The sequence below is a fragment of the Shewanella sp. ISS20 genome, assembly GCF_056522965.1.
This window is the reverse complement of sequence record NZ_JAWRZK010000001.1, coordinates 275494-293903: the sequence shown is the minus strand read 5'-3', so window position 1 is coordinate 293903 and position 18410 is coordinate 275494. Positions and strand designations below refer to the sequence as shown.

17 protein-coding genes and 1 pseudogene are annotated in these 18410 nt (G+C 45.9%); 9 read left to right on the top strand and 9 right to left on the bottom strand.

The window, feature by feature from the left end; all coding sequences use genetic code 11:
• Positions 1-122 precede the first annotated feature (122 nt).
• Together AC1HDP_RS01315 and AC1HDP_RS01310 are read left to right on the top strand one after the other, a co-directional pair.
• Positions 123-650 (top strand): DNA glycosylase AlkZ-like family protein, encoded by a 528-nt coding sequence (locus tag AC1HDP_RS01315; RefSeq protein ID WP_479637365.1) that lies wholly within the window; start codon positions 123-125, stop codon positions 648-650.
• Positions 626-1393 (top strand): DNA glycosylase AlkZ-like family protein, encoded by a 768-nt coding sequence (locus AC1HDP_RS01310; protein WP_479637364.1) that lies wholly within the window; start codon positions 626-628, stop codon positions 1391-1393. Before AC1HDP_RS01315 ends, AC1HDP_RS01310 begins: the two co-directional genes overlap by 25 nt.
• Before the next feature lie 201 nt (positions 1394-1594).
• On the opposite strand, the gene AC1HDP_RS01305 is transcribed toward AC1HDP_RS01310, so the two are convergent.
• Entirely contained in the window at positions 1595-1870 is a 276-nt protein-coding gene (locus AC1HDP_RS01305) for a peptidylprolyl isomerase (RefSeq protein WP_140932102.1), read from the bottom strand.
• Positions 1871-2169: 299 nt separating this feature from the next.
• Here AC1HDP_RS01305 and pyrC point away from each other — a divergent pair, with 299 nt between their 5' ends.
• Positions 2170-3204 carry a dihydroorotase gene (gene pyrC, locus AC1HDP_RS01300; RefSeq protein WP_479637363.1) on the top strand — a complete coding sequence of 345 codons (1035 nt, stop codon included), beginning with the start codon at positions 2170-2172 and terminating at the stop codon, positions 3202-3204.
• 156 nt (positions 3205-3360) lie between these two features.
• Here pyrC and AC1HDP_RS01295 read toward each other — a convergent pair whose 3' ends face one another.
• The gene (locus AC1HDP_RS01295; RefSeq protein ID WP_479637362.1) at positions 3361-4059 is read right to left on the bottom strand and encodes an NAD(P)H-binding protein; all 699 of its coding nucleotides are present in this window, start codon (positions 4057-4059) and stop codon (positions 3361-3363) included.
• 287 nt (positions 4060-4346) lie between these two features.
• On the opposite strand from AC1HDP_RS01295, the gene lgt reads away from it, so the two are divergent.
• The gene (gene lgt, locus AC1HDP_RS01290) at positions 4347-5144 is read left to right on the top strand and encodes a prolipoprotein diacylglyceryl transferase (RefSeq protein ID WP_479637361.1); all 798 of its coding nucleotides are present in this window, start codon (positions 4347-4349) and stop codon (positions 5142-5144) included.
• Positions 5145-5289: 145 nt separating this feature from the next.
• Here lgt and fdhD read toward each other — a convergent pair whose 3' ends face one another.
• From fdhD to AC1HDP_RS01275, 3 genes are read right to left on the bottom strand one after another with little or no spacing between them, the layout of a single operon-like run.
• Entirely contained in the window at positions 5290-6033 is a 744-nt protein-coding gene (gene fdhD, locus AC1HDP_RS01285) for a formate dehydrogenase accessory sulfurtransferase FdhD (RefSeq protein ID WP_479639798.1), read from the bottom strand.
• 29 nt (positions 6034-6062) lie between these two features.
• Positions 6063-6389: a hypothetical protein gene (locus tag AC1HDP_RS01280; RefSeq protein WP_479637360.1), complete on the bottom strand. Its 327-nt coding sequence runs from the start codon at positions 6387-6389 to the stop codon at positions 6063-6065.
• 5 nt (positions 6390-6394) lie between these two features.
• Entirely contained in the window at positions 6395-7120 is a 726-nt protein-coding gene (locus tag AC1HDP_RS01275; RefSeq protein WP_479637359.1) for a 4Fe-4S dicluster domain-containing protein, read from the bottom strand.
• A 464-nt stretch (positions 7121-7584) separates the two neighbouring features.
• Here AC1HDP_RS01275 and AC1HDP_RS01270 point away from each other — a divergent pair, with 464 nt between their 5' ends.
• Both AC1HDP_RS01270 and AC1HDP_RS01265 read left to right on the top strand, forming a co-directional pair.
• On the top strand, positions 7585-8532 hold the full coding sequence (locus AC1HDP_RS01270) for an alpha/beta fold hydrolase (protein ID WP_479637358.1): 948 nt from the start codon (positions 7585-7587) through the stop codon (positions 8530-8532).
• 102 nt (positions 8533-8634) lie between these two features.
• Positions 8635-9958: pseudogene (locus AC1HDP_RS01265) on the top strand (IS4 family transposase).
• 56 nt (positions 9959-10014) lie between these two features.
• Here AC1HDP_RS01265 and AC1HDP_RS01260 read toward each other — a convergent pair.
• Positions 10015-11607, bottom strand: a complete 1593-nt coding sequence (locus AC1HDP_RS01260; protein WP_479637357.1) for an ABC-F family ATPase — start codon at positions 11605-11607, stop codon at positions 10015-10017.
• A gap of 668 nt (positions 11608-12275) precedes the next feature.
• Positions 12276-12401: a GlyGly-CTERM sorting domain-containing protein gene (locus AC1HDP_RS01255; protein ID WP_479639797.1), complete on the bottom strand. Its 126-nt coding sequence runs from the start codon at positions 12399-12401 to the stop codon at positions 12276-12278.
• A 559-nt stretch (positions 12402-12960) separates the two neighbouring features.
• On the opposite strand from AC1HDP_RS01255, the gene arsB reads away from it, so the two are divergent.
• The 3 genes from arsB to AC1HDP_RS01240 all read left to right on the top strand — a co-directional run bounded on the left by arsB (position 12961) and on the right by AC1HDP_RS01240 (position 14616).
• Positions 12961-14016, top strand: coding sequence for an ACR3 family arsenite efflux transporter (arsB, locus tag AC1HDP_RS01250; protein WP_479637356.1), 1056 nt, complete (start codon positions 12961-12963; stop codon positions 14014-14016).
• A 99-nt stretch (positions 14017-14115) separates the two neighbouring features.
• Positions 14116-14331, top strand: a complete 216-nt coding sequence (locus AC1HDP_RS01245; RefSeq protein WP_479637355.1) for a protein-tyrosine phosphatase family protein — start codon at positions 14116-14118, stop codon at positions 14329-14331.
• A gap of 12 nt (positions 14332-14343) precedes the next feature.
• A complete protein-coding gene (locus AC1HDP_RS01240; protein WP_479639796.1) occupies positions 14344-14616 on the top strand; it encodes a phosphatase domain-containing protein in 273 nt (90 codons plus the stop codon).
• Positions 14617-14831: 215 nt separating this feature from the next.
• Here AC1HDP_RS01240 and AC1HDP_RS01235 read toward each other — a convergent pair whose 3' ends face one another.
• Both AC1HDP_RS01235 and AC1HDP_RS01230 read right to left on the bottom strand, forming a co-directional pair.
• Positions 14832-16853: a HAMP domain-containing methyl-accepting chemotaxis protein gene (locus AC1HDP_RS01235; RefSeq protein WP_479637354.1), complete on the bottom strand. Its 2022-nt coding sequence runs from the start codon at positions 16851-16853 to the stop codon at positions 14832-14834.
• Between the two features lie 258 nt (positions 16854-17111).
• A complete protein-coding gene (locus AC1HDP_RS01230; protein WP_479637353.1) occupies positions 17112-18200 on the bottom strand; it encodes a TonB family protein in 1089 nt (362 codons plus the stop codon).
• Positions 18201-18410 lie beyond the last annotated feature (210 nt).

Below are 18410 nucleotides of genomic sequence, written 5' to 3'. Positions count from 1 at the left end.
GGAGGATGTACTTGCTGCGTGTCACGGGCATGACAGCGCTTAATAATACGCATATCTTTAGCTCAATGAACTCCAAACCATTGCCGCCTCTCCCACTCACAACAAAAGCACTAAGCGAGCCTATGACTATAAAGCTTGAGAGCCTTGAAGATATGAAGCGCCTGCGCCGTTTGGCATTGAACGCGCAAGGGTTATTGCAAGCTCAGCCGTTTGGGATGGGGATTAACGGCGCGCTGCAGGCCATTAACCATTTAGGTTATGTGCAGCTGGATACCATAGCTGTAGTGGAGCGCGCCCATCATCATGTGCTGCATTCGCGCGTGCCTGAGGTGACTGCGACCATGACTAATAGCCTGCTGCAAACAGGGGCTATTTTTGAATATTGGAGTCACGCCGCGGCGTTAATCCCTACCGCCGATTTTCGCTATTCATTGCCCGATAAACTGGCGATAAAAACTGGCCAACGCTCTTGGTATAAAAACTGCGATCATAAACTAATGGCTGAGCTTTTAAGCCGCATTAATACTGATGGACCGTTGCGCTCGCGCGACATTGCCACTCATACAAGCACTCACATAAGCACTAACTCAGGCACTAATTCAAGTACTAACGCAGCATGGTGGGATTGGAAACCCGCCAAAAAGCCTTAGAGCAACTGTATATGCAAGGCGATGTGATGGTGCGTGAACGCCAAGGATTTGAAAAAACCTATGATTTAACTGAGCGAGTAGTGCCAGTTGGCCTTGATATTAGCCTGCCAAGCACAGATGAGTGCGCGCAGCATCTATTAAGCCTGCAGCTTAAATGCCACGGCGCAATGTCAGTATCCGGCCTTACTTATCTGCGCAAAAGCCCAGCGCTTCGCCAAGCCATGAAGCGCTTAGTGCAGCAGCAAATTGCAAGCCAACACTTGCTTGAAATTACCCTGCCTAGCGGCGAGATATTAGTGATGCTAAATGGCAGCCTAGATACCCCAATAGCTGACACTGAGCCGCTACTTAAAATACTCTCGCCCTTTGATAACTGCGTTATCCAGCGTGAGCGCCTGCGCTCACTTTTTGGCTTTGATTATCAAATTGAATGCTATGTCCCCGCTGCCAAACGCCAATTCGGTTACTTTTGTTTGCCGTTATTATATGGCGAGCAGTTTATCGGCCGTATGGACTGTAAAGCCCATCGCAATATCAAGCTGTTAGAAATTAAGTCACTGCATTTAGCTGAAATGGATAAAGTGATTGACACTCTTGATGTTAACGCCGTGATAGCGGCCTTCATTGAAGCGCTCATCAGCGTTATGTCCTTTCAGCAATGTGAGGCGCTAACCCTCACTCAAGTATTCCCCAGTCATTGGCAAGCGCCACTGCAAGGCGCCATCAAGTCAGCCTTTGGTTAAGCACCATAAACTCGCCCAAGTTATTAGTGGTGATCAATGCGCTATAACAACTGATATGAGCGCTAAAAAGAGGGATGTAAGCAGTAAGCAGTGATGTAACAAGTAAGCGGCGCTTGCGGTGAAAGCATCACAAGGCAAGCGCATCAAATTGGCTAATGGACTCAGCCAATAGGGGGAACTAGAGGTAAATGCAGCTATAGTTTAAGTGCGGTACAGCACCTTAACTACATGCCAGCCGAATTTGGTTTTTACCAGATGCGGCACGATTAATTCACCAGAAAAGCAGACTTTATCAAACTGAGGCACCATTTGGCCGCGCTTAAATTCGCCTAAGTGACCACCGCTTTTAGCCGATGGGCAAGAGGAATACTTTTTGGCTAAGGTATCAAATCGAGCACCCTTATTGAGTTGCTGAATAATCTCTTCAGCAAGCTTTTGATGTTTAACTAAAATATGAACGGCGCTTGCGGTTTTCACTGAATGTCCTCAGCCATCTTGCTTGGGCAAACTGGCGATAATATCGATAACAATAGAACGCACTACCAGCCGGTTATGCCCAATTGCAGGCTTGCTAGCAGTGAATAAGCGGCGCATTTTACCCGCAGCCGCCCCGTTAGCAAAGCATTAAGTCAAAATGCCTGCGGTAGATGCAACGTCAGCCTAGCCACACGCAACGCATCACCTTGAGGCTTAATTCAAGCAATTGATGTTTTTTACTTTACCCAGAAAGCGCAGACACATAAGATCCCGCCATCAAAATGACCAAAGAGAAGTCGATGACAACTATAACTATTACTCGCCCTGACGATTGGCATGTTCATTTACGCGATGGCGCGCAGCTTAAGGATACTGTGCGCGATATTAGCCGCTATATGGGCCGCGCGATTGTAATGCCAAATCTCGTGCCTCCGGCCACAGATACTGATACTGCGCTGAGCTATTACGAGCGCATTGTGGCGGCGCGCCCGCACGCTAATTTTGAGCCATTAATGGTGCTGTATCTTACGGATAAGACCTGCCCTGAAGATATCCGCCGCGCTAAGGCCACGGGTAAAATTGTGGCCGCTAAGCTTTACCCTGCTGGCGCCACCACTAATTCAGATTCTGGCGTCACCGATGTTAACAAGATTTACCCTGTGCTTAAGGCCATGCAAGAGGTTGGCATGTTGCTATTAGTGCATGGTGAAGTGACTGACAGCGCCATTGATATTTTCGATCGCGAGCAACTCTTTATCGACACCATTTTGCGACCATTAGTGGCAGATTTCCCTGAGCTTAAAATCGTGCTCGAGCATATCACCACTAAAGATGCGGTGGAGTTTGTCACTAATGCCTCAGCCAATGTGGCCGCAACTATTACGGCTCATCACTTGCTCTATAACCGTAACCATATGCTGGCTGGCGGTATTCGCCCGCATTTTTACTGTTTACCGATTTTAAAGCGCAATATCCACCAGCAAGCGCTGCTTGGTGCTGCGGCGTCTGGCAACCCACGCTTCTTTTTAGGCACAGATTCGGCGCCACATTATCAAGATAAAAAAGAAGCAGCCTGTGGCTGCGCGGGCTCTTACACTGCCCATGCTGCCATTGAGCTGTATGCAGAAGCCTTTGAATCAGTGAACGCGCTTGATAAGCTTGAAGCCTTTGCTAGCTTTAACGGCCCAGATTTTTACGGCTTAGCGCGCAATCAAGATACCATTACTCTCACGAAACAAGCTTGGTCTGTGCCTGCAAGCTATCCGCTCGGTGACAGCCAAGTGGTGCCCATTCGCGCTGGTGAAACCATTGCGTGGTCAGTGACTAAGTCATAGCGCAAGCCTTGATAACTTAGTGCTTTATGCTGACTTACTAGCGCATTGAGTAAAAAAAACGGAGTGGCAGGTAACTGTCACTCCGTTTTTTTAGCTGTTTTTAAGCTGCTTTTAGCAAGTTTAAACGGTTTGTTGACGCAGTAAATTAAAGCCGCTTCAGCTAATGTCAAACAGCTTATCTAACCTGTGATAACTCACGCTCGCCGCCTCGTTATGAGTGGCTGTATTGGTTTGAGCAATGGTTTTAGCATCCATGGCGGTTATCACAAGGTGCCGCATTTTTTGCGCCACTTGCCGCCCGGTGATGGGGCGATATTTAGCAAGCGCTGGCAGCTTGCACAGCCAAGGCAATAGCCTACTACCAATCACTTCACCCAAGCGAAAATCACTGCGATCGCCCAATAACAGTGACGGTTGAATAACCACAGTGCGCGCAAAATGCAGCGCTATCACTAACTGCTCAAGCTCGCCCTTCATCTTAAGGTAAGCATTGCGACTGCTAGCATTGGCGCCGCTGGCTGAAACCAGTAAATACTGACTCACCCCTTGCGCCCGAGCCAACGTCGCGGCGCGGTATTGATAATCCACATCCACTTGCCGCTGGGCGAAAATAGTGCCGGCCTGCTTTAAAGTAGTGCCTAAACACGAGCAAAAAATATCGCCCGCAAATACTGAGGCAAAAGATTCTATATGATTGAAATCAATCACCTCATTAATAATCTTATCATTGGCATAAGTGACTGGGCTGCGGCTAATGGCCACCACCTTATCTATGCCATCGGTTTGACTTAATTGCTGCACTAATTCGCGCCCCACGACACCCGTAGCGCCAAGGACTATGGCAATCTTTCCCATAAGATGTTTCCCGTTTAATGGTGTTAGCCGGCTTCGCTCATTTACCAAAATAAAGCCGCATCGCTGCTCTTTGTTACTAGCATAACCTAAAGCGCGCCCTGCTATTAGCCACAATGCTATTAGCCACAATGCCATGCAGCTTCTCGCTAAGTAGCAACGGCTTATAGCGTAAGTTAACAAAAGTTTGCCAAGATAAGGTGCTGAAAAACTTGTCTATTGGCTCGCAACCAAGTAAAACAAGGCTTTTACGTGCGTCGATGCACCTAGGTTTGATGGAGTAAAACAAATTGGAACATTTCGTGTGGCAACTCGACCCAGTGTTGATTTCATTTATGGGGCTCAAAATCCATTGGTACGGCGCCTTGTTTGCGACGGCAATTTTAGCCGGGTTTCAGGTGATGAAGCGCATCTATGTCAAAGAAGGCTTAGATGTTCAATCCTTAGATAATTTACTCTTGTACTGCGTTATCGGCATAGTCGTCGGCGCCCGCTTAGCTCACTGTTTGTTTTACGATCCCGCCTATTACTTTGCTAACCCCCTCAAGATTTTTGCCATTTGGGAAGGCGGCTTAGCTAGCCATGGCGGCGGATTAGGGGCAATTTTGGCGCTCTATTATTACCAACGTAAGGTCAAGCTGCCGTTCTTATTCTTACTCGATAGACTGGCCATTGCCACCGCCATTTTTGGCTTCTTTGTGCGTATGGCCAACTTTGCCAACTCGGAAATCTTAGGTGTGCCAACTCAAGAACCTTGGGGCATTATCTTTGCTCGAGTGGATATGCTGCCAAGACACCCAGCGCAACTCTATGAAGCCCTTGCCTATTTAGTCATCTTTATTGGTCTATATGCCATCTATCAATTCACCCAAATGAAGCAGCGCCACGGCGCGATTTTCGGGCTGTTTTTAGTGACTATTTTTGGCGCGCGTATCGCCATTGAATCCATTAAAGTGAGTCAAGCGGCCTACCATGAAAGCCTATTAAGCGCAGGCCAATGGTTAAGCCTGCCCTTCTTAGCGGTCGGCGTTGTTCTGCTCGCTCTAGCTTATGCTAAAAAGCCTAGCGCTTCGGTGGTTAATAAATAACAAGGTCTCGACATTGGTATTAAGCAACAGGATTTAGCATCACCGCCTAAAAACAAAGGCGCTGCGGTTTGACCGCAGCGCCTTTTTTCTGACTTCACCCTGTAGATTTGCTTTTTATCAGTTCGCCTTTGCCATTTCAGGTAGCTTAAATAGCTTGCCGTTTAGTAGCTGAATTCTGGTCTATCACAGCCGCAACTAATGGGCTGACGGTTTGCGCTTCTGAAGTTAAATGTAAGCGCTCAGGGTGAGTATAAATCGTCACGCGACTATCGCGGCAAAAGCCCACTAAAGTAATATTAGATTGCTGCGCTATCTCTATTGCCAACGAGGTTGCTGATGAGATAGCCAATATAATACTAATATTGGCCATGGCCGCTTTTTGCACCATTTCAAAACTCGCGCGACTCGTTAATAAAATAGCGGCATTATTCGCCTTGTCATGCGCGGCAATATGGCCAATTAGTTTATCTAAAGCAACATGCCTGCCGACATCTTCAAAGCAGGAAGATATATCACCCGTTGCAGTTAACATAGCCGCGGCGTGTGTCGCTCCGGTTAAATTAAATGTGGTTTGATGGTGGTGTAAATTATCTAACGCTGTTTTTAGATGAATTAAATTAAATTTTTTATTGTTTGACACTTGCACTATGGGTTTAATAGTTTGCTCTATTTGTTCTACGCCACATAAACCGCAACCGGCTCTTCCGGCCATGCTGCGCCTACTCTCTTTTAATTGCATAAAACAGCGCTGATTAATTTCGATGTGCACTAACAAACCTGAAGCTATTGTTTCTATTTCTATGCCGCGAATATCACTTAACTGAGTAATGATGGCTTCTGACAGACTAAAACCTATGGCAAACTCTTTAATAAACATAGGCGATGCCATCATGACCACATGAGATATGCCATTGTAAATCAAGGCAACTCTGACTTCACTTGCCACAGTTCCACTAAGTGCTGCGCGAGCACGCTTGCATCTTTTACCTCTGAGTGTAACTCCAAAGCATGGCTATAAACTTTGGCAGCATTTGGCCACAGGCTAATTAACTCTTGAGCTAACGAATTTAAGCTTGATAAGGGGCGCGCCATTTGCGGCGTTCCGGCAATTGACCCCAACCATTGAAACGATGGGAAGAAGAAAGCAAAGCCCGTCATAAAGGAGACAAAACCCGTGGCGACAATAAACCAATGACAGATTCGGTCGAACAACTTATGGCGCAAAATCATATTCTGTTTATTCATGAGCGTTACTCCTTATCTGTCTTGGTTGTTGGCGTGGCGCTAGCGTCTTGTTGATCATGGCTATGATCAAACGCCGCCGGCTCATCTTCTTCAACGATATTGCGACCCACAGTAATGCGGTGCAAACAGGCCACCGCTACTGTTGCCAGAATACCGACGGCGCCCAATGGCTTGACTACGTCTTGCCATAACTTCACCGGTAAGCTGGTCTTAGGATCGGCTGGTAAACCGTAGCTTTCTGGCTCGTTGACATCATGCAAAATCCTCATCATGCCTGTGCCACCTACGCCCTCTGGGTTATAGCTACCAGCATTGGCGAAACTACGCTCTTGCAACTGTTTGACCCGTAAATCGGCAATAAACAGCATGTCTTCACGAGTACCAAACTTGAGTGCGCCTGTGGTACAGGTTTTAACGCAGGCGGGCTCTTGTCCGACTTGCAAGCGGTCTGAACACATGGTGCACTTGTAGGCCTTTTGATCGATAAGATCGAGCTTAGGCACATCAAATGGACAAGCGCTGACGCAATAACCGCAGCCAATACACTTGTCAGAGTCAAAATCCACCACACAGTTAGATCGTTGAATGATGGCGCCTTTAGTCGAACACGCCGTCAAACACGTAGGCTCTTCACAATGCATACAAGCACTATGAGTAAACTGACAACCCTTACAACCGTTGCACTGAGTGGCATCAAATAACTTAGCGACCTTGCTCAGCTTTTTTCGCACCTGCGCCGCAGGGGGCAGTTTGAATTTTCAGCGGCAAGCATCTTGATGAGAATGGCTATCAGTTAGCTAGGAGCAACGGTTCAGCACTTAACTCACTGAGCGAGACAATATGACTCAAGTGCGTGCCAAAAATATCCCGCACACTGGCCAATCACAGCCAAAAATGCAAGTTTTGCCGTTGACTGAAAAATCCCTAAACCGCACTCCCGCTGCTAACTATGACTCAATAAAAGCCCACTGAACCAAAGATAACCAAGCAGTCCAGCACGCCCGGTTTATGCATCCAGCAGTTTATCAACTCGGTTGCTGTATTTGTGCTCACATCAACCAAGCGTTAAGCTAGCTAACTGCAACACTTTTGCAACCTTAAGCCCAGTGACTTAAAGAGTCATGCATTAAGACTTAAGCAGCCAAGATCATATAAGTTAACAGTTAACTTTCAACCTCAGATTAAGGGAGACACTATGGCGTCATTGATCATATTCATTGCCCTAATACTCGCAGGCTTATGGTTTGGTGCTCAGCGCTACCCCAATAAAGCCTTACACTGGACCAGAAAACTTTATGCCAACTGGGCGCAGGTAGACACTTTATTTACCCCAGTATCAGGCTTAAAGCAGCATGCCTATTGGCGCTTAGCCCCCAGTACCGATAAGGATGTCCCTTGGATTGTCATGCTCCATGGTTTTAGTGCCGACAAAACTGTCTGGTGCCCATTTGCCCGTCATTTACCCAAAGAATACTCATTACTGATGGTGGATTTAACTGGCCATGGAGATTCAGAGGTCGATGCTAATTGCCAATTTGATATGAAAAATCAGGCACTTCGCCTGATTAAGTTGTTAGATAATTTAGGCATAGCAGAATGCCACTTAGTTGGAAATTCCATGGGCGGACAGCTTACCGCCTATGTGGCTACCCATTTTGCCGAGCGCTGCCTTAGTGCCTATTTGTTTAATCCTTCAGGCATAATTGCGCCCAAGGACAACGCCTTTAGTCGGGCGATTTTAGCTGGTAGAAACCCATTCTTTGGTGAAACCTATGCGGAGTTTGAAGGCTTTTATCAGCAAACCATGGCCAAGCCACCTTGGGTACCTGCGCCTATCCTTAACGCCATTTATAGGTATCACCAAAAAAGGCGTCCTTTACTTAAGCGAGTGTTTGCTGAATTTACCGCAGGCCATGGCAGTTTTGTGCCCAAAACCAACTGCCCGACCTGTATATGCTGGGGCGAGTTAGATGATATTTTAGATATCAGCGCCCTGGCGGTGTGGCAGCAACATTTACCCCAAGCGAGCACTCGGGTATATACCAGCATAGGTCACATGCCAATGCTGGAATGCCCCAAACTTGCCGCAGCCGATTATGGTCAATTTCTAAACTATTGCCGGTTTCTAAAAAGCAGCCAATAAAAAAACCGCGCCTCGGCGTAATGCCGATCAGTTAAGACAGATCGCTTGACGATCTCACTGAAAGGATCAAAATCCGATGACCCCATGTCATCGGATTTTTTTATGCAACTTTCAGACGCTTTGGCGCGTACTCATATCAATCGTCATACCGAATTCACCTGTCTGGCCGATGTGCTTGAGCCTGATTTAATTCAGTCGTGCCTTGATTCACATGGTGTTGCCAGTTTACGGCGACGTAAGTTACCTATGGATGCCATGATTTGGGCGGTGATTGGTATGGCTCTGTTCAGAGGCGAGTCCGTCCGCTCTCTCATCAATAAGCTTGATATCGTCTTACCTCAAGAAGTGGATTACGTGGCTCGCAGCGCTGTCACGCAAGCGCGTAAGCGGCTAGGCTCTGACGTTGTTCAGGATGTGTTTAAGCGAAGTGCCAAGACCTGGCATGAGAGAGCAGAGCATCCTCATTGGTGTGGACTCAACCTCTACGGTATCGATGGTGTCGTGTGGCGAACACCTGATAGTGAGCAAAACAATCAGGCCTTTGCCAAAACCGCCAATGCTGCTGGTGATGCTACCTATCCTCAAATTCGTATGGTTTGCATGATGGAATTAAGCAGCCACTTGGTATTGAACAGTGCCTTTGATTCTGTTGCTGTCAGTGAAATGAATTTAGCCGCCGAACTGATATCCAGCATACCCAATAACAGCCTGACTCTGTTTGACAGAGGCTTCTATTCCTTGGGGCTTTTGCACGCCTGGCAACAGGCTCAACCTAACAGTCACTGGCTGCTGCCGTTGAAGAAAGGCACACAATATGAAGTGGTACGCTCTGTAGGAAAACACGACCAACTGGTGCAGTTAACCACCACAGCTCAAGCCAGAAAGAAGTGGCCTATTGCCTGACAATATTGAAGCTCGCTTACTGACGAAGACGGTAAAAGGTAAGTTGGTTTCCATTTTGACCTCATTAACTGACCCCTTACGTTATCCGGGGGCCGAGATAGTGGATTTATATGCCCATCGATGGGAGATAGCAGTGGGCTATCGGGAGATGAAGCAACATCTGCTGGAGAGTCGCTTTACGTTACGCAGTCAATTGCCAGAGCTGGTTATCCAAGAATTGTGGGGGGTACTGTTGGCCTATAACCTCATCAGATACAAGATGGTGTTGATGGCTAAAAGCTTACCGTCGTTACATCCGAACCAATTAAGCTTTAGAGATGCGTCGAGTTATATCATTTTAAAACTGACTCAGCTGTCATCTCAAACGCCAGGGAATGTTCCGAGAGATGTCTTGGACATAGTGCGTAATGCGAGGCAGTTCAAGCTCGATGGGAAACGGGATAGAGCCTATCCACGTGCGTTAAAAATGAGTAAAAACAAGTATCCCATTAAGCCTAAGAAAAATGCCGTTCACACTAAGTGAACGGCATTACGCCTCGGCGCGGTTTTTCTGTATGACCTAAGCGTTAACAATAACGATTAAGCATCAACACCTTTATGACGTAAGAACTCGTCATAAGTGCCTTTGAAATCAGTGATGCCTTCTGGCGTGATTTCTAAAATACGGTTAGCCAAAGACGATACGAATGCGCGGTCATGAGAAACGAAGAACAAGGTGCCTTCGTACATTTCCAGCGCATTGTTTAATGATTCAATCGATTCCATATCCAAGTGGTTGGTTGGTTCGTCCATCACTAAGATATTAGGCTTTTGCATGATCATTTTGCCAAACAGCATACGACCTTGCTCACCACCTGACAGAATTTTTACTGACTTACGAATATCATCAGCGCCAAACAACATACGGCCTAAAATGCCACGTACCGCTTGCTCGTCGTCGGTTTCTTTCTTCCACTGGCTCATCCAGTCGAATACTGTCATGTCATTTTCAAAATCACTGGCGTGATCCTGCGCGTAGTAACCAAAGGTGGCATTTTCAGACCAATGGATAGTACCGCTGTCTTGGCTTAAATCGTGGATCAAGGTACGAACTAAGGTCGTCTTACCGGCGCCGTTCTCACCTAAAATCGCAATACGCTCACCCACTTCGGCTATGATGTTGAAATCTTTAATTAATGGCTTATCAAAGCCCTTAGTTAAGTTTTCAACCACTAAAGCATTACGGAATAATTTCTTTTCCTGCTCGAAGCGGATATAAGGGTTAACGCGGCTTGAAGCCTTAACTTCATCCAGCTTAATCTTATCAATTTGCTTAGCGCGAGACGTTGCCTGCTTAGCTTTAGACGCGTTAGCCGAGAAGCGCGATACGAAGGTTTGCAGTTCAGCAATCTGAGCTTTCTTCTTAGCATTATCAGATAACAGACGTTCACGGGCTTGAGTGGCCGCCATCATGTATTCGTCATAGTTACCTGGGTAAACGCGCAGCTCACCGTAATCCAAATCTGCCATATGAGTACATACAGAGTTTAAGAAGTATCTATCGTGCGAAATGATGATCATAGTACTGTTACGTTGGTTCAAGGTGTCTTGTAACCAGCGAATAGTGTCGATGTCCAAGTTGTTAGTTGGTTCGTCAAGCAACAAGACTTCTGGATCAGCAAACAGGGCTTGCGCCAACAGTACCCGCAGTTTCCAACCAGGAGCGACTTCGCTCATCAGGCCAAAATGCTGCTCTAATGGAATACCCACACCCAACAGAATTTCACCCGCGCGAGATTCAGCGGTATAACCGTCCATCTCGGCAAATTCCATTTCTAATTCAGCAACTTTAATACCATCATCTTCAGTCATGTCTGGCAGAGAGTAAATGCGGTCACGCTCTTGCTTGACGGCCCATAATTCTCTGTGCCCCATGATCACGGTATCGATAACGCTGAAGTTTTCGTAAGCGAACTGATCCTGGCTTAACTTACCCAGACGCTCATTTGGATCCATAGATACGTTACCGCCGCTAGGCTCTAACTCTCCACCGAGGATCTTCATAAAGGTTGACTTACCGCAACCATTCGCGCCGATAAGGCCATAGCGGTTACCGCCGCCAAACTTAACTGAGATGTTTTCAAACAGTGGCTTAGCGCCGAACTGCATGGTTATATTCGCTGTTGTGATCAAAATTCGCTTCCAAATTCAAGCTGAGGGTATGTAACCAACCCAAACGGTCGGCCTAAACAAATGGCGGAGTATAGCAGCATGGCGAAGTCTTGTCATGGGCAAGACTGAGTTGTGAGTGTATGAGTATGGTGGGGATTTGTAGCCGTAAATTGCTCAGCGTTTGGCTTTGTTATTGGCGATACGTTTTTTCATTAAGTGGTGTTTGTAATCCGATGGTTATGAGTAAAGGTAATGCTATTTTCCTTATCTATTCGTTGTCGTAGTCAATCGCCTGCGGCGGGCTACTGGGTTGTCAATTTCTCGACCCCGCAAGCACATCCATGTGGGCTTAACTAAAGCATCCTTACCTCAGATGGTCTCGAACTCGACAACACAATAGTTATGCAAGGGTTCGTATTGGCGTGAATTAAAAACCCAATATAGTGCCCACTGAATATGATATATGTTTATGATGTCTCGAGGATTAATACAAGTATAGGCGTAAATAGTACCAATCATTTGTTAGTAATAGAGTTAACTTTTTGGCAACCACACCTGTAATTTGTACCACTGACTATTGTATTATGCAGCGCCATAGTACTGATGAAAGAATACACAGTATTAAGATATCATCAGGTCACGCTGAACAATATTACTTCGTCAGCGTGACTGATGAGTTATTCGTTTATTTAGCCATGGCTATTATTTTTACTGCCCCGCCTAAAACCGAGCAACCCTAACAATACCAAACTAAATATACTCAGTGATCCACCATATTGATTGTTTTTAACGCAGCGATATTCCCAGCAAAACAGTCAATTTTTAGGGATTCTGATCACAGACTAAGGGTTATTTTTAAATAAAAAATATTCCAATAAATAATAAGCCGCACTGACTGCTCGCTATTAAAATATAAAACTATTTCAGCATTAATTTGTTGTTTAAATTCATAATAAAAGCTAAAAACAACACACTTATCCAAAAATATAAATAATGGTTAATATTTATATTTTTAATATTTTATGATTACTAAATCCTAACCGACCATCATTAAAGTGAGTACTTAATGCACTAATAACTATTAATATTCAGTTCAGATAATTTAAAATAGACAACCAGAAAACATGCAGATTTTAGCCATCTAAGCTCCATAGCTTACGACTTAATCAAGTAGCCTAAGTCATTCACGCTGCTCATTAGTTAACCACATCGCGGTTGGCACATTCGATTTTTATATATATTTTAATTTAGATATATGGAAAATCGCATAAGCAATATTAACACCTAAAAGGAGTGTCTTAGATAAGGCAATAGGTGCAGGCACAATCGACAACTTAGCGGTATTCGTTCAACAACTAACTAAAGGTTATTAATATGGGGATCTTCGAGCGTTATCTCAGTATCTGGGTAGGACTTACCATTGTGGTAGGCGTGCTGCTGGGTAATCTGATGCCTGGTTTCTTTGGCGCTGTGGCCGCATTTGAGTTTGCCCATGTCAACATCATCATCGCCTTGTTAATTTGGCTAATGATTTACCCTATGATGATCCAAATTGACTTCTCATCACTTAAAAGTGTGGGTGCTAAACCTAAGGGCCTGATGTTGACTATCGTGGTGAACTGGTTAATTAAACCTTTTACCATGGCGTTTTTAGGTTGGTTGTTCTTTAAAGGCATATTTGCCGATTGGGTCGACCCACAAACCGCCAGTGAATATATTGCCGGCATGATTTTACTCGGGGTTGCCCCTTGTACTGCTATGGTGTTTGTGTGGAGTCAACTGACCAAGGGCGATGCCAACTACACCTTAGTGCAGGTCTCAGTAAACGACATCATAATGATTTTTGCTTTTGCGCCATTAGCGGGCCTGCTACTTGGCGTGTCTGATATTACTGTGCCTTGGGACACCTTATTATTATCTGTGGTGTTATACGTAGTCATCCCACTAGTAGCAGGGGCTATTACCCGTAAACTGGTGGATAACCAAGATGGCGACAATAATGACCATAGCGCGCTTAATAACCTGCTCGCGTCACTCAAACCTTGGTCAATTATTGGTTTACTTAGCACAGTAGCACTGCTGTTTGGCTTTCAAGCGCAAACCATTATTGAAAATCCGCAGGCCATAGTGATGATAGCTATTCCGTTATTAATCCAAACCTACGGTATTTTCGCTATCACCTATTTCATCGCCTACAAGATGGGTTTAGCCCACAATATTGCGGCGCCCGCTTGTATGATCGGCACTTCAAATTTCTTTGAATTAGCGGTCGCAGTGGCGATTTCATTATTCGGCCAACACTCAGGCGCGGCGTTAGTCACTGTGGTTGGGGTATTAGTTGAAGTGCCTGTGATGCTGAGCCTAGTGTGGTTTGCTAGCCGCACCAATCACTGGTTTGCATATGCCGAGCAAGTAAAGTGCGTAAGCTAAAAAGCCCCATAAAAATAAGTGGTGATCTTTAAGCCCCTAAATAGAATTGGGGATTTAATTTCGCCACTATTAACTCAATCAAGCATGCAGAGAGTATTTATGACCCATCCTTTTGATGTTCTAACTTTAGCTAATGGTGCCGCGTATATTTTTACCCCATGCCCAGGAACAAAAGACGCCAACTTAAGGGATGCCATCGCCAGCTTAACAGCGGCTGGTACCCATGCCATTATGTGCTTGTTAGCCGATGATGAAATCGCGACTTTAGGGGTAACGGCTCTTGGCCATGACATTGTTCAGCAAGGCTTAGCTTAGTATCAGCTACCGATTGAAGATGATGAGGCGCCACAGCAGCCATTTTTATCTGGCTTTGCCATGGTAAAAAACGAGTTGTTAGCGCGCATGGCTGCGCAGCAAACCCTTGCTATTCATTGCCGCGGCGGCTCGGGGCGCACTGGGCTGATGGCTGCCATCTTATTATTAGAATCTGGCTTACCATGGCCACAAGTGCAAGGCTTGATTCAAGGGCTGCGTCCCAACGCGTTAACCTTAGCGCCGCACCTTAACTTTTTAAAAGCCCACTATCCTCAAGTCTCGTAAGTGGAAAACCAAATGTTTGCCATGACTCAATCCCACTGAGTCATGGCGCCGCTTAAAAATAGCGATGAGATGCGCGCACCTTATAAACCGCTAACACTGCAAATTTAAACCGCTAACACAGCAAGTATCCGCCAAAGCCCATACGTTAGCGCCATCATTTAGCGGCATAGATAATCCAAATGAAAGTCGCGCTACTCATCATTCGCCATCTAGGCTTAAGCTAATTTAAACTTACGGGTCAATTGGTTAAGAGTTTGCGCTTTCACTTCTAGCTGCGCCGCCGCATGCGCGCCATCGATAGTAACGGCTAACGTTTGGTTGATAACCGCCGCCATATTTGTAATGTTATGCGCCACTTCTTCAGAGACGCTGGCTTGCTGCTCACCGACCAAGGCAATGGCTTGAATGCTATCGGCCGCTTGCTGCGCTTGCTCGACTATGCGTTCAAGCTGCACTCCCGCATCTTGCGCCAGTCCTAAACCGCGCTGCACATGCTGAGTACTACCATCCATTTTCTCAATCACAATAATGGTTTGTTGCTGCATAGCAGCAATGGATTGCTTGATTTCTTCGGTAGCGCCCACGGTGCGCTGCGCCAAATTGCGAACTTCATCGGCCACTACCGAGAAACCGCGGCCATAATCCCCCGCTCTCGCAGCCTCAATGGCAGCGTTTAAAGCCAGCAAGTTCGTTTGTTCAGCAATGCTATTAATCACAGACACTATTGAGCCAATTTCATCGCCGCGCTCACCTAACTGCTTCACCGATAATGAAGAACTTTCCATAATCTCTGATACCAGCTCAATGTCGCTAATAGTTTTAGTGACCGCCTCTTTACCCGTTAAGGCAAGCGACTTAGTGGCATTGGCACCAGTAGCAGCATGGGCGCTCGAGTGCGCCACATCTTTAGTCGATGCACTCATCTCTTCCATTGCCGATGACACTGTGAGCGCTTGCTGATTTTGCTCATGTAATGCTGCTGTGGTTTTTTGACTACCGTTCGCGATTTGTATGGCTGCGCTAGAAACATCGTTGGCCGCGGTATCCACCGACTTTAACAAACTATTTAAAGATTGCGACATACCATTAAGCACATGGGTGAGATCGCCTAATTCATCATCAACATTCACAATCAATGGCCGACCCGATAAATCCCCCTGCGCAATAGCTGTGGTGCGATCTAAGATTTGTCTAATCGCGGTGGTGATTTGACGGCCAATGTATAAGGCGATGAATAGTGACATGATAATGGCAATCACTGTGGCTATGGTTTGATTGCGAATGGCCACAGCGTTAGTTGCCGCTAACAAGGCGGTATCCTCTTTGACTAGCTGATCTTGTGAGGTTCTTAGGCTCGCAAGAATTTGCTTAATCGTGGCCGCCCGAGGAGCAGCCTCACTCGCTAATAAACTATTGCCCTGATTCCAGTCTTTTGATGCCCGTAAATCAAACATTTGGCGCGAATAGCTTGAAAAAGTCAGGCGCTGCTTAATGTAATTTTCCCACTGCGGTAACTGCTCAGAGCTTAGCAAAGCTTTAGCGGCTTCAAGCTTAGTCAGCGCCTCGGTATTGGCCTGCCATTGCTGCTCAAATTCTTGACGAAATTTCTCATTACCCGTCAATAAGTACGCCCGAATATTGGCAAGCCCCATGGCAAATGTACCGCGAGAATCGGCCAAATTTTTAAATAACATTTTACGTTCAGGCGTTGCGGGTAACTGTTCTTCCATATTAATAAGCGCTGTGATGGCCGCTACAGTTTGGCTTGCAATTGGCGCGGCGTGGGTCACTAACATATCAAAAGCAGGAATGTTTTTATTGCTGTGGGCTATATCTTCAACTTGCTGCTGGGCAACACGAAGTTCTTCTATGGTTGTTTTTAAGGTGGCAAGCAGCTTAATGTTTTCAGGCACTGTCCAGTTAAGGGCAAAGCGGTCAAACTCAGCCACCGCAGTATCAATAGTGTCCCACGCCTGCGCCCGATTACTCTTCATTTTATCGGCCATCTCAGGGTTCGCACCTAAGATCATATAGCCTCTGAGATCGGCCAGTGACTGGTTAATGCCATTAAGGAGATCGCGGCCATTGACTATGGTTGGAAAACGTAAATCTACGACTCGACTTTCTATGCTGGCTATTTTTTGCAGTTGAATAAAACTAAGAATGGATGATAAGACCGTAAGCGATAGCACTAGGCCGAATCCTAGCACGAGCTTCTTTCCAATAGATAAACGCATACCTTTCCTCCATGAATTCAGACGCACCAAATAACTGTAGCTACAAAATTGAATGAATGCAGTTAATACACAGGGTTATTTATCGATGCGAGTTTCGGGGATCATTAGCAACTGATGGCCGTCATATCAATGATATACCCATTAAGGTGTAGACGTTAACAGCAGAGTATTTGAAGCGAAGTCTTGGGTAACACAAAAACAATCAAGCTATGCCAGCCTTTGATATGACAGGCATAACTGTTTTATCACCAACAATATTTACTCAGAAGTTTTAAAATCTAGACGCACACTGGTTGTCGAATCAACCGCAATCCCTTGTTCAAATTTTGGCGCATAACGCCACTGACTTAACACCGCAATCGCTGCGCGTTCAAATGCCTTACCGCCTTGTGAATTTAGCACTTGGGGATTGGTGACAAATCCCATGTCATTAACCGTAAGTGCTAACTCAACAAAACCTTCCTGACCTTTTTGAAGCAGCGACATAGGGTACACAGGACTGACTCTAAATAATGGTGTTTGCGCTTGAGTATCCGCCCAAGGAGTCATGGCGCCAATGGCTAAACAGTGCTCGGTGGCAGCGTCACTGTTGCCTTGCTTTTCAAGAGCGAAAATTAACGCGGCGCGGGTTTGCAGCTCAAATGGATGAGTCGCTCCCTTAAGTTCTGCAAATACGGCTAGATTGCGCTCAAACTCAGTCACGGCCTGTGAAAACTGACCTTTAGATAAGTAGTATTTACCCGCCAAGTGGTTAGCGGTAATGACTTTAGTATCATTCGCCGCAAAATGTTGAGTGAGGTATTCTTGCGCTTCAATAATCACCTTAGCTTTTTCTGCCCCCACCGTCAGCAACAGGGCACCCACATCTAACTGAATTTGGGCATACATGCCAGGCTGCTGCTCTTTATGGGCGCTAGCAATCTCTAAGGCTTTACGGTAATAGCTTTGTTGTCGCTTATGATTAGGGACACTGGCCGTGCCTAATTCAATATATACATCGATAAGCTCTAAGCCATTATTACCATATTTTTTTTGGTACGCAGGTATTTGCGCCGATAACAGTTCATAGGCCTGTTGCCATTGCCCTTGTTGATTTAAAGCCCGCGCTAAGTTGTAGGCAAGGTGGGCGCGATTAATGTCATCGCTACCAAACTTCACTAGACCTAATTCATAGGCAGTTTGCGCGTATGTTAAGGTATCTACGCCATTATTGGCGGCCGCAGCGGCTTGATATTGCTGATAGACATCAGAAAAATTAAGCTTAGTCGCATCACTAGCCACAGCCATAGTGCCTAATGATAACTGCATCACTATGGCGATACTTGAGTATTTTACTATTGATTTCATATTCATCCCTAAACTGACGTACATCCTGCCGCTGCATTACCGGTTAAGTGGTTTATTTCCGTGACTTGCCATAGCCACTTATCATCGTTTACTGCGAGAGTTACTTACGTTAGCTACTTGCGAGAGTGACTGATGAGAGTGACTTTCCATAGTTACAGCTATCGCAATCACACTCGCTCCTTAACAACCAACCCACTTATCACCTAACAC

Coding starts and splice junctions, on each gene's coding strand:
- AC1HDP_RS01315 (WP_479637365.1), top strand. CDS start 123: ATGACTATAAAGCTTGAGAGCCTTGAAGATATGAAGCGCCTGCGCCGT.
- AC1HDP_RS01280 (WP_479637360.1), bottom strand. CDS start 6,389: ATGAATAAACAGAATATGATTTTGCGCCATAAGTTGTTCGACCGAATC.
- AC1HDP_RS01270 (WP_479637358.1), top strand. CDS start 7,585: ATGGCGTCATTGATCATATTCATTGCCCTAATACTCGCAGGCTTATGG.
- pyrC (WP_479637363.1), top strand. CDS start 2,170: ATGACAACTATAACTATTACTCGCCCTGACGATTGGCATGTTCATTTA.
- arsB (WP_479637356.1), top strand. CDS start 12,961: ATGGGGATCTTCGAGCGTTATCTCAGTATCTGGGTAGGACTTACCATT.
- fdhD (WP_479639798.1), bottom strand. CDS start 6,033: ATGGCATCGCCTATGTTTATTAAAGAGTTTGCCATAGGTTTTAGTCTG.
- AC1HDP_RS01295 (WP_479637362.1), bottom strand. CDS start 4,059: ATGGGAAAGATTGCCATAGTCCTTGGCGCTACGGGTGTCGTGGGGCGC.
- AC1HDP_RS01235 (WP_479637354.1), bottom strand. CDS start 16,853: ATGCGTTTATCTATTGGAAAGAAGCTCGTGCTAGGATTCGGCCTAGTG.
- AC1HDP_RS01230 (WP_479637353.1), bottom strand. CDS start 18,200: ATGAAATCAATAGTAAAATACTCAAGTATCGCCATAGTGATGCAGTTA.
- AC1HDP_RS01245 (WP_479637355.1), top strand. CDS start 14,116: ATGACCCATCCTTTTGATGTTCTAACTTTAGCTAATGGTGCCGCGTAT.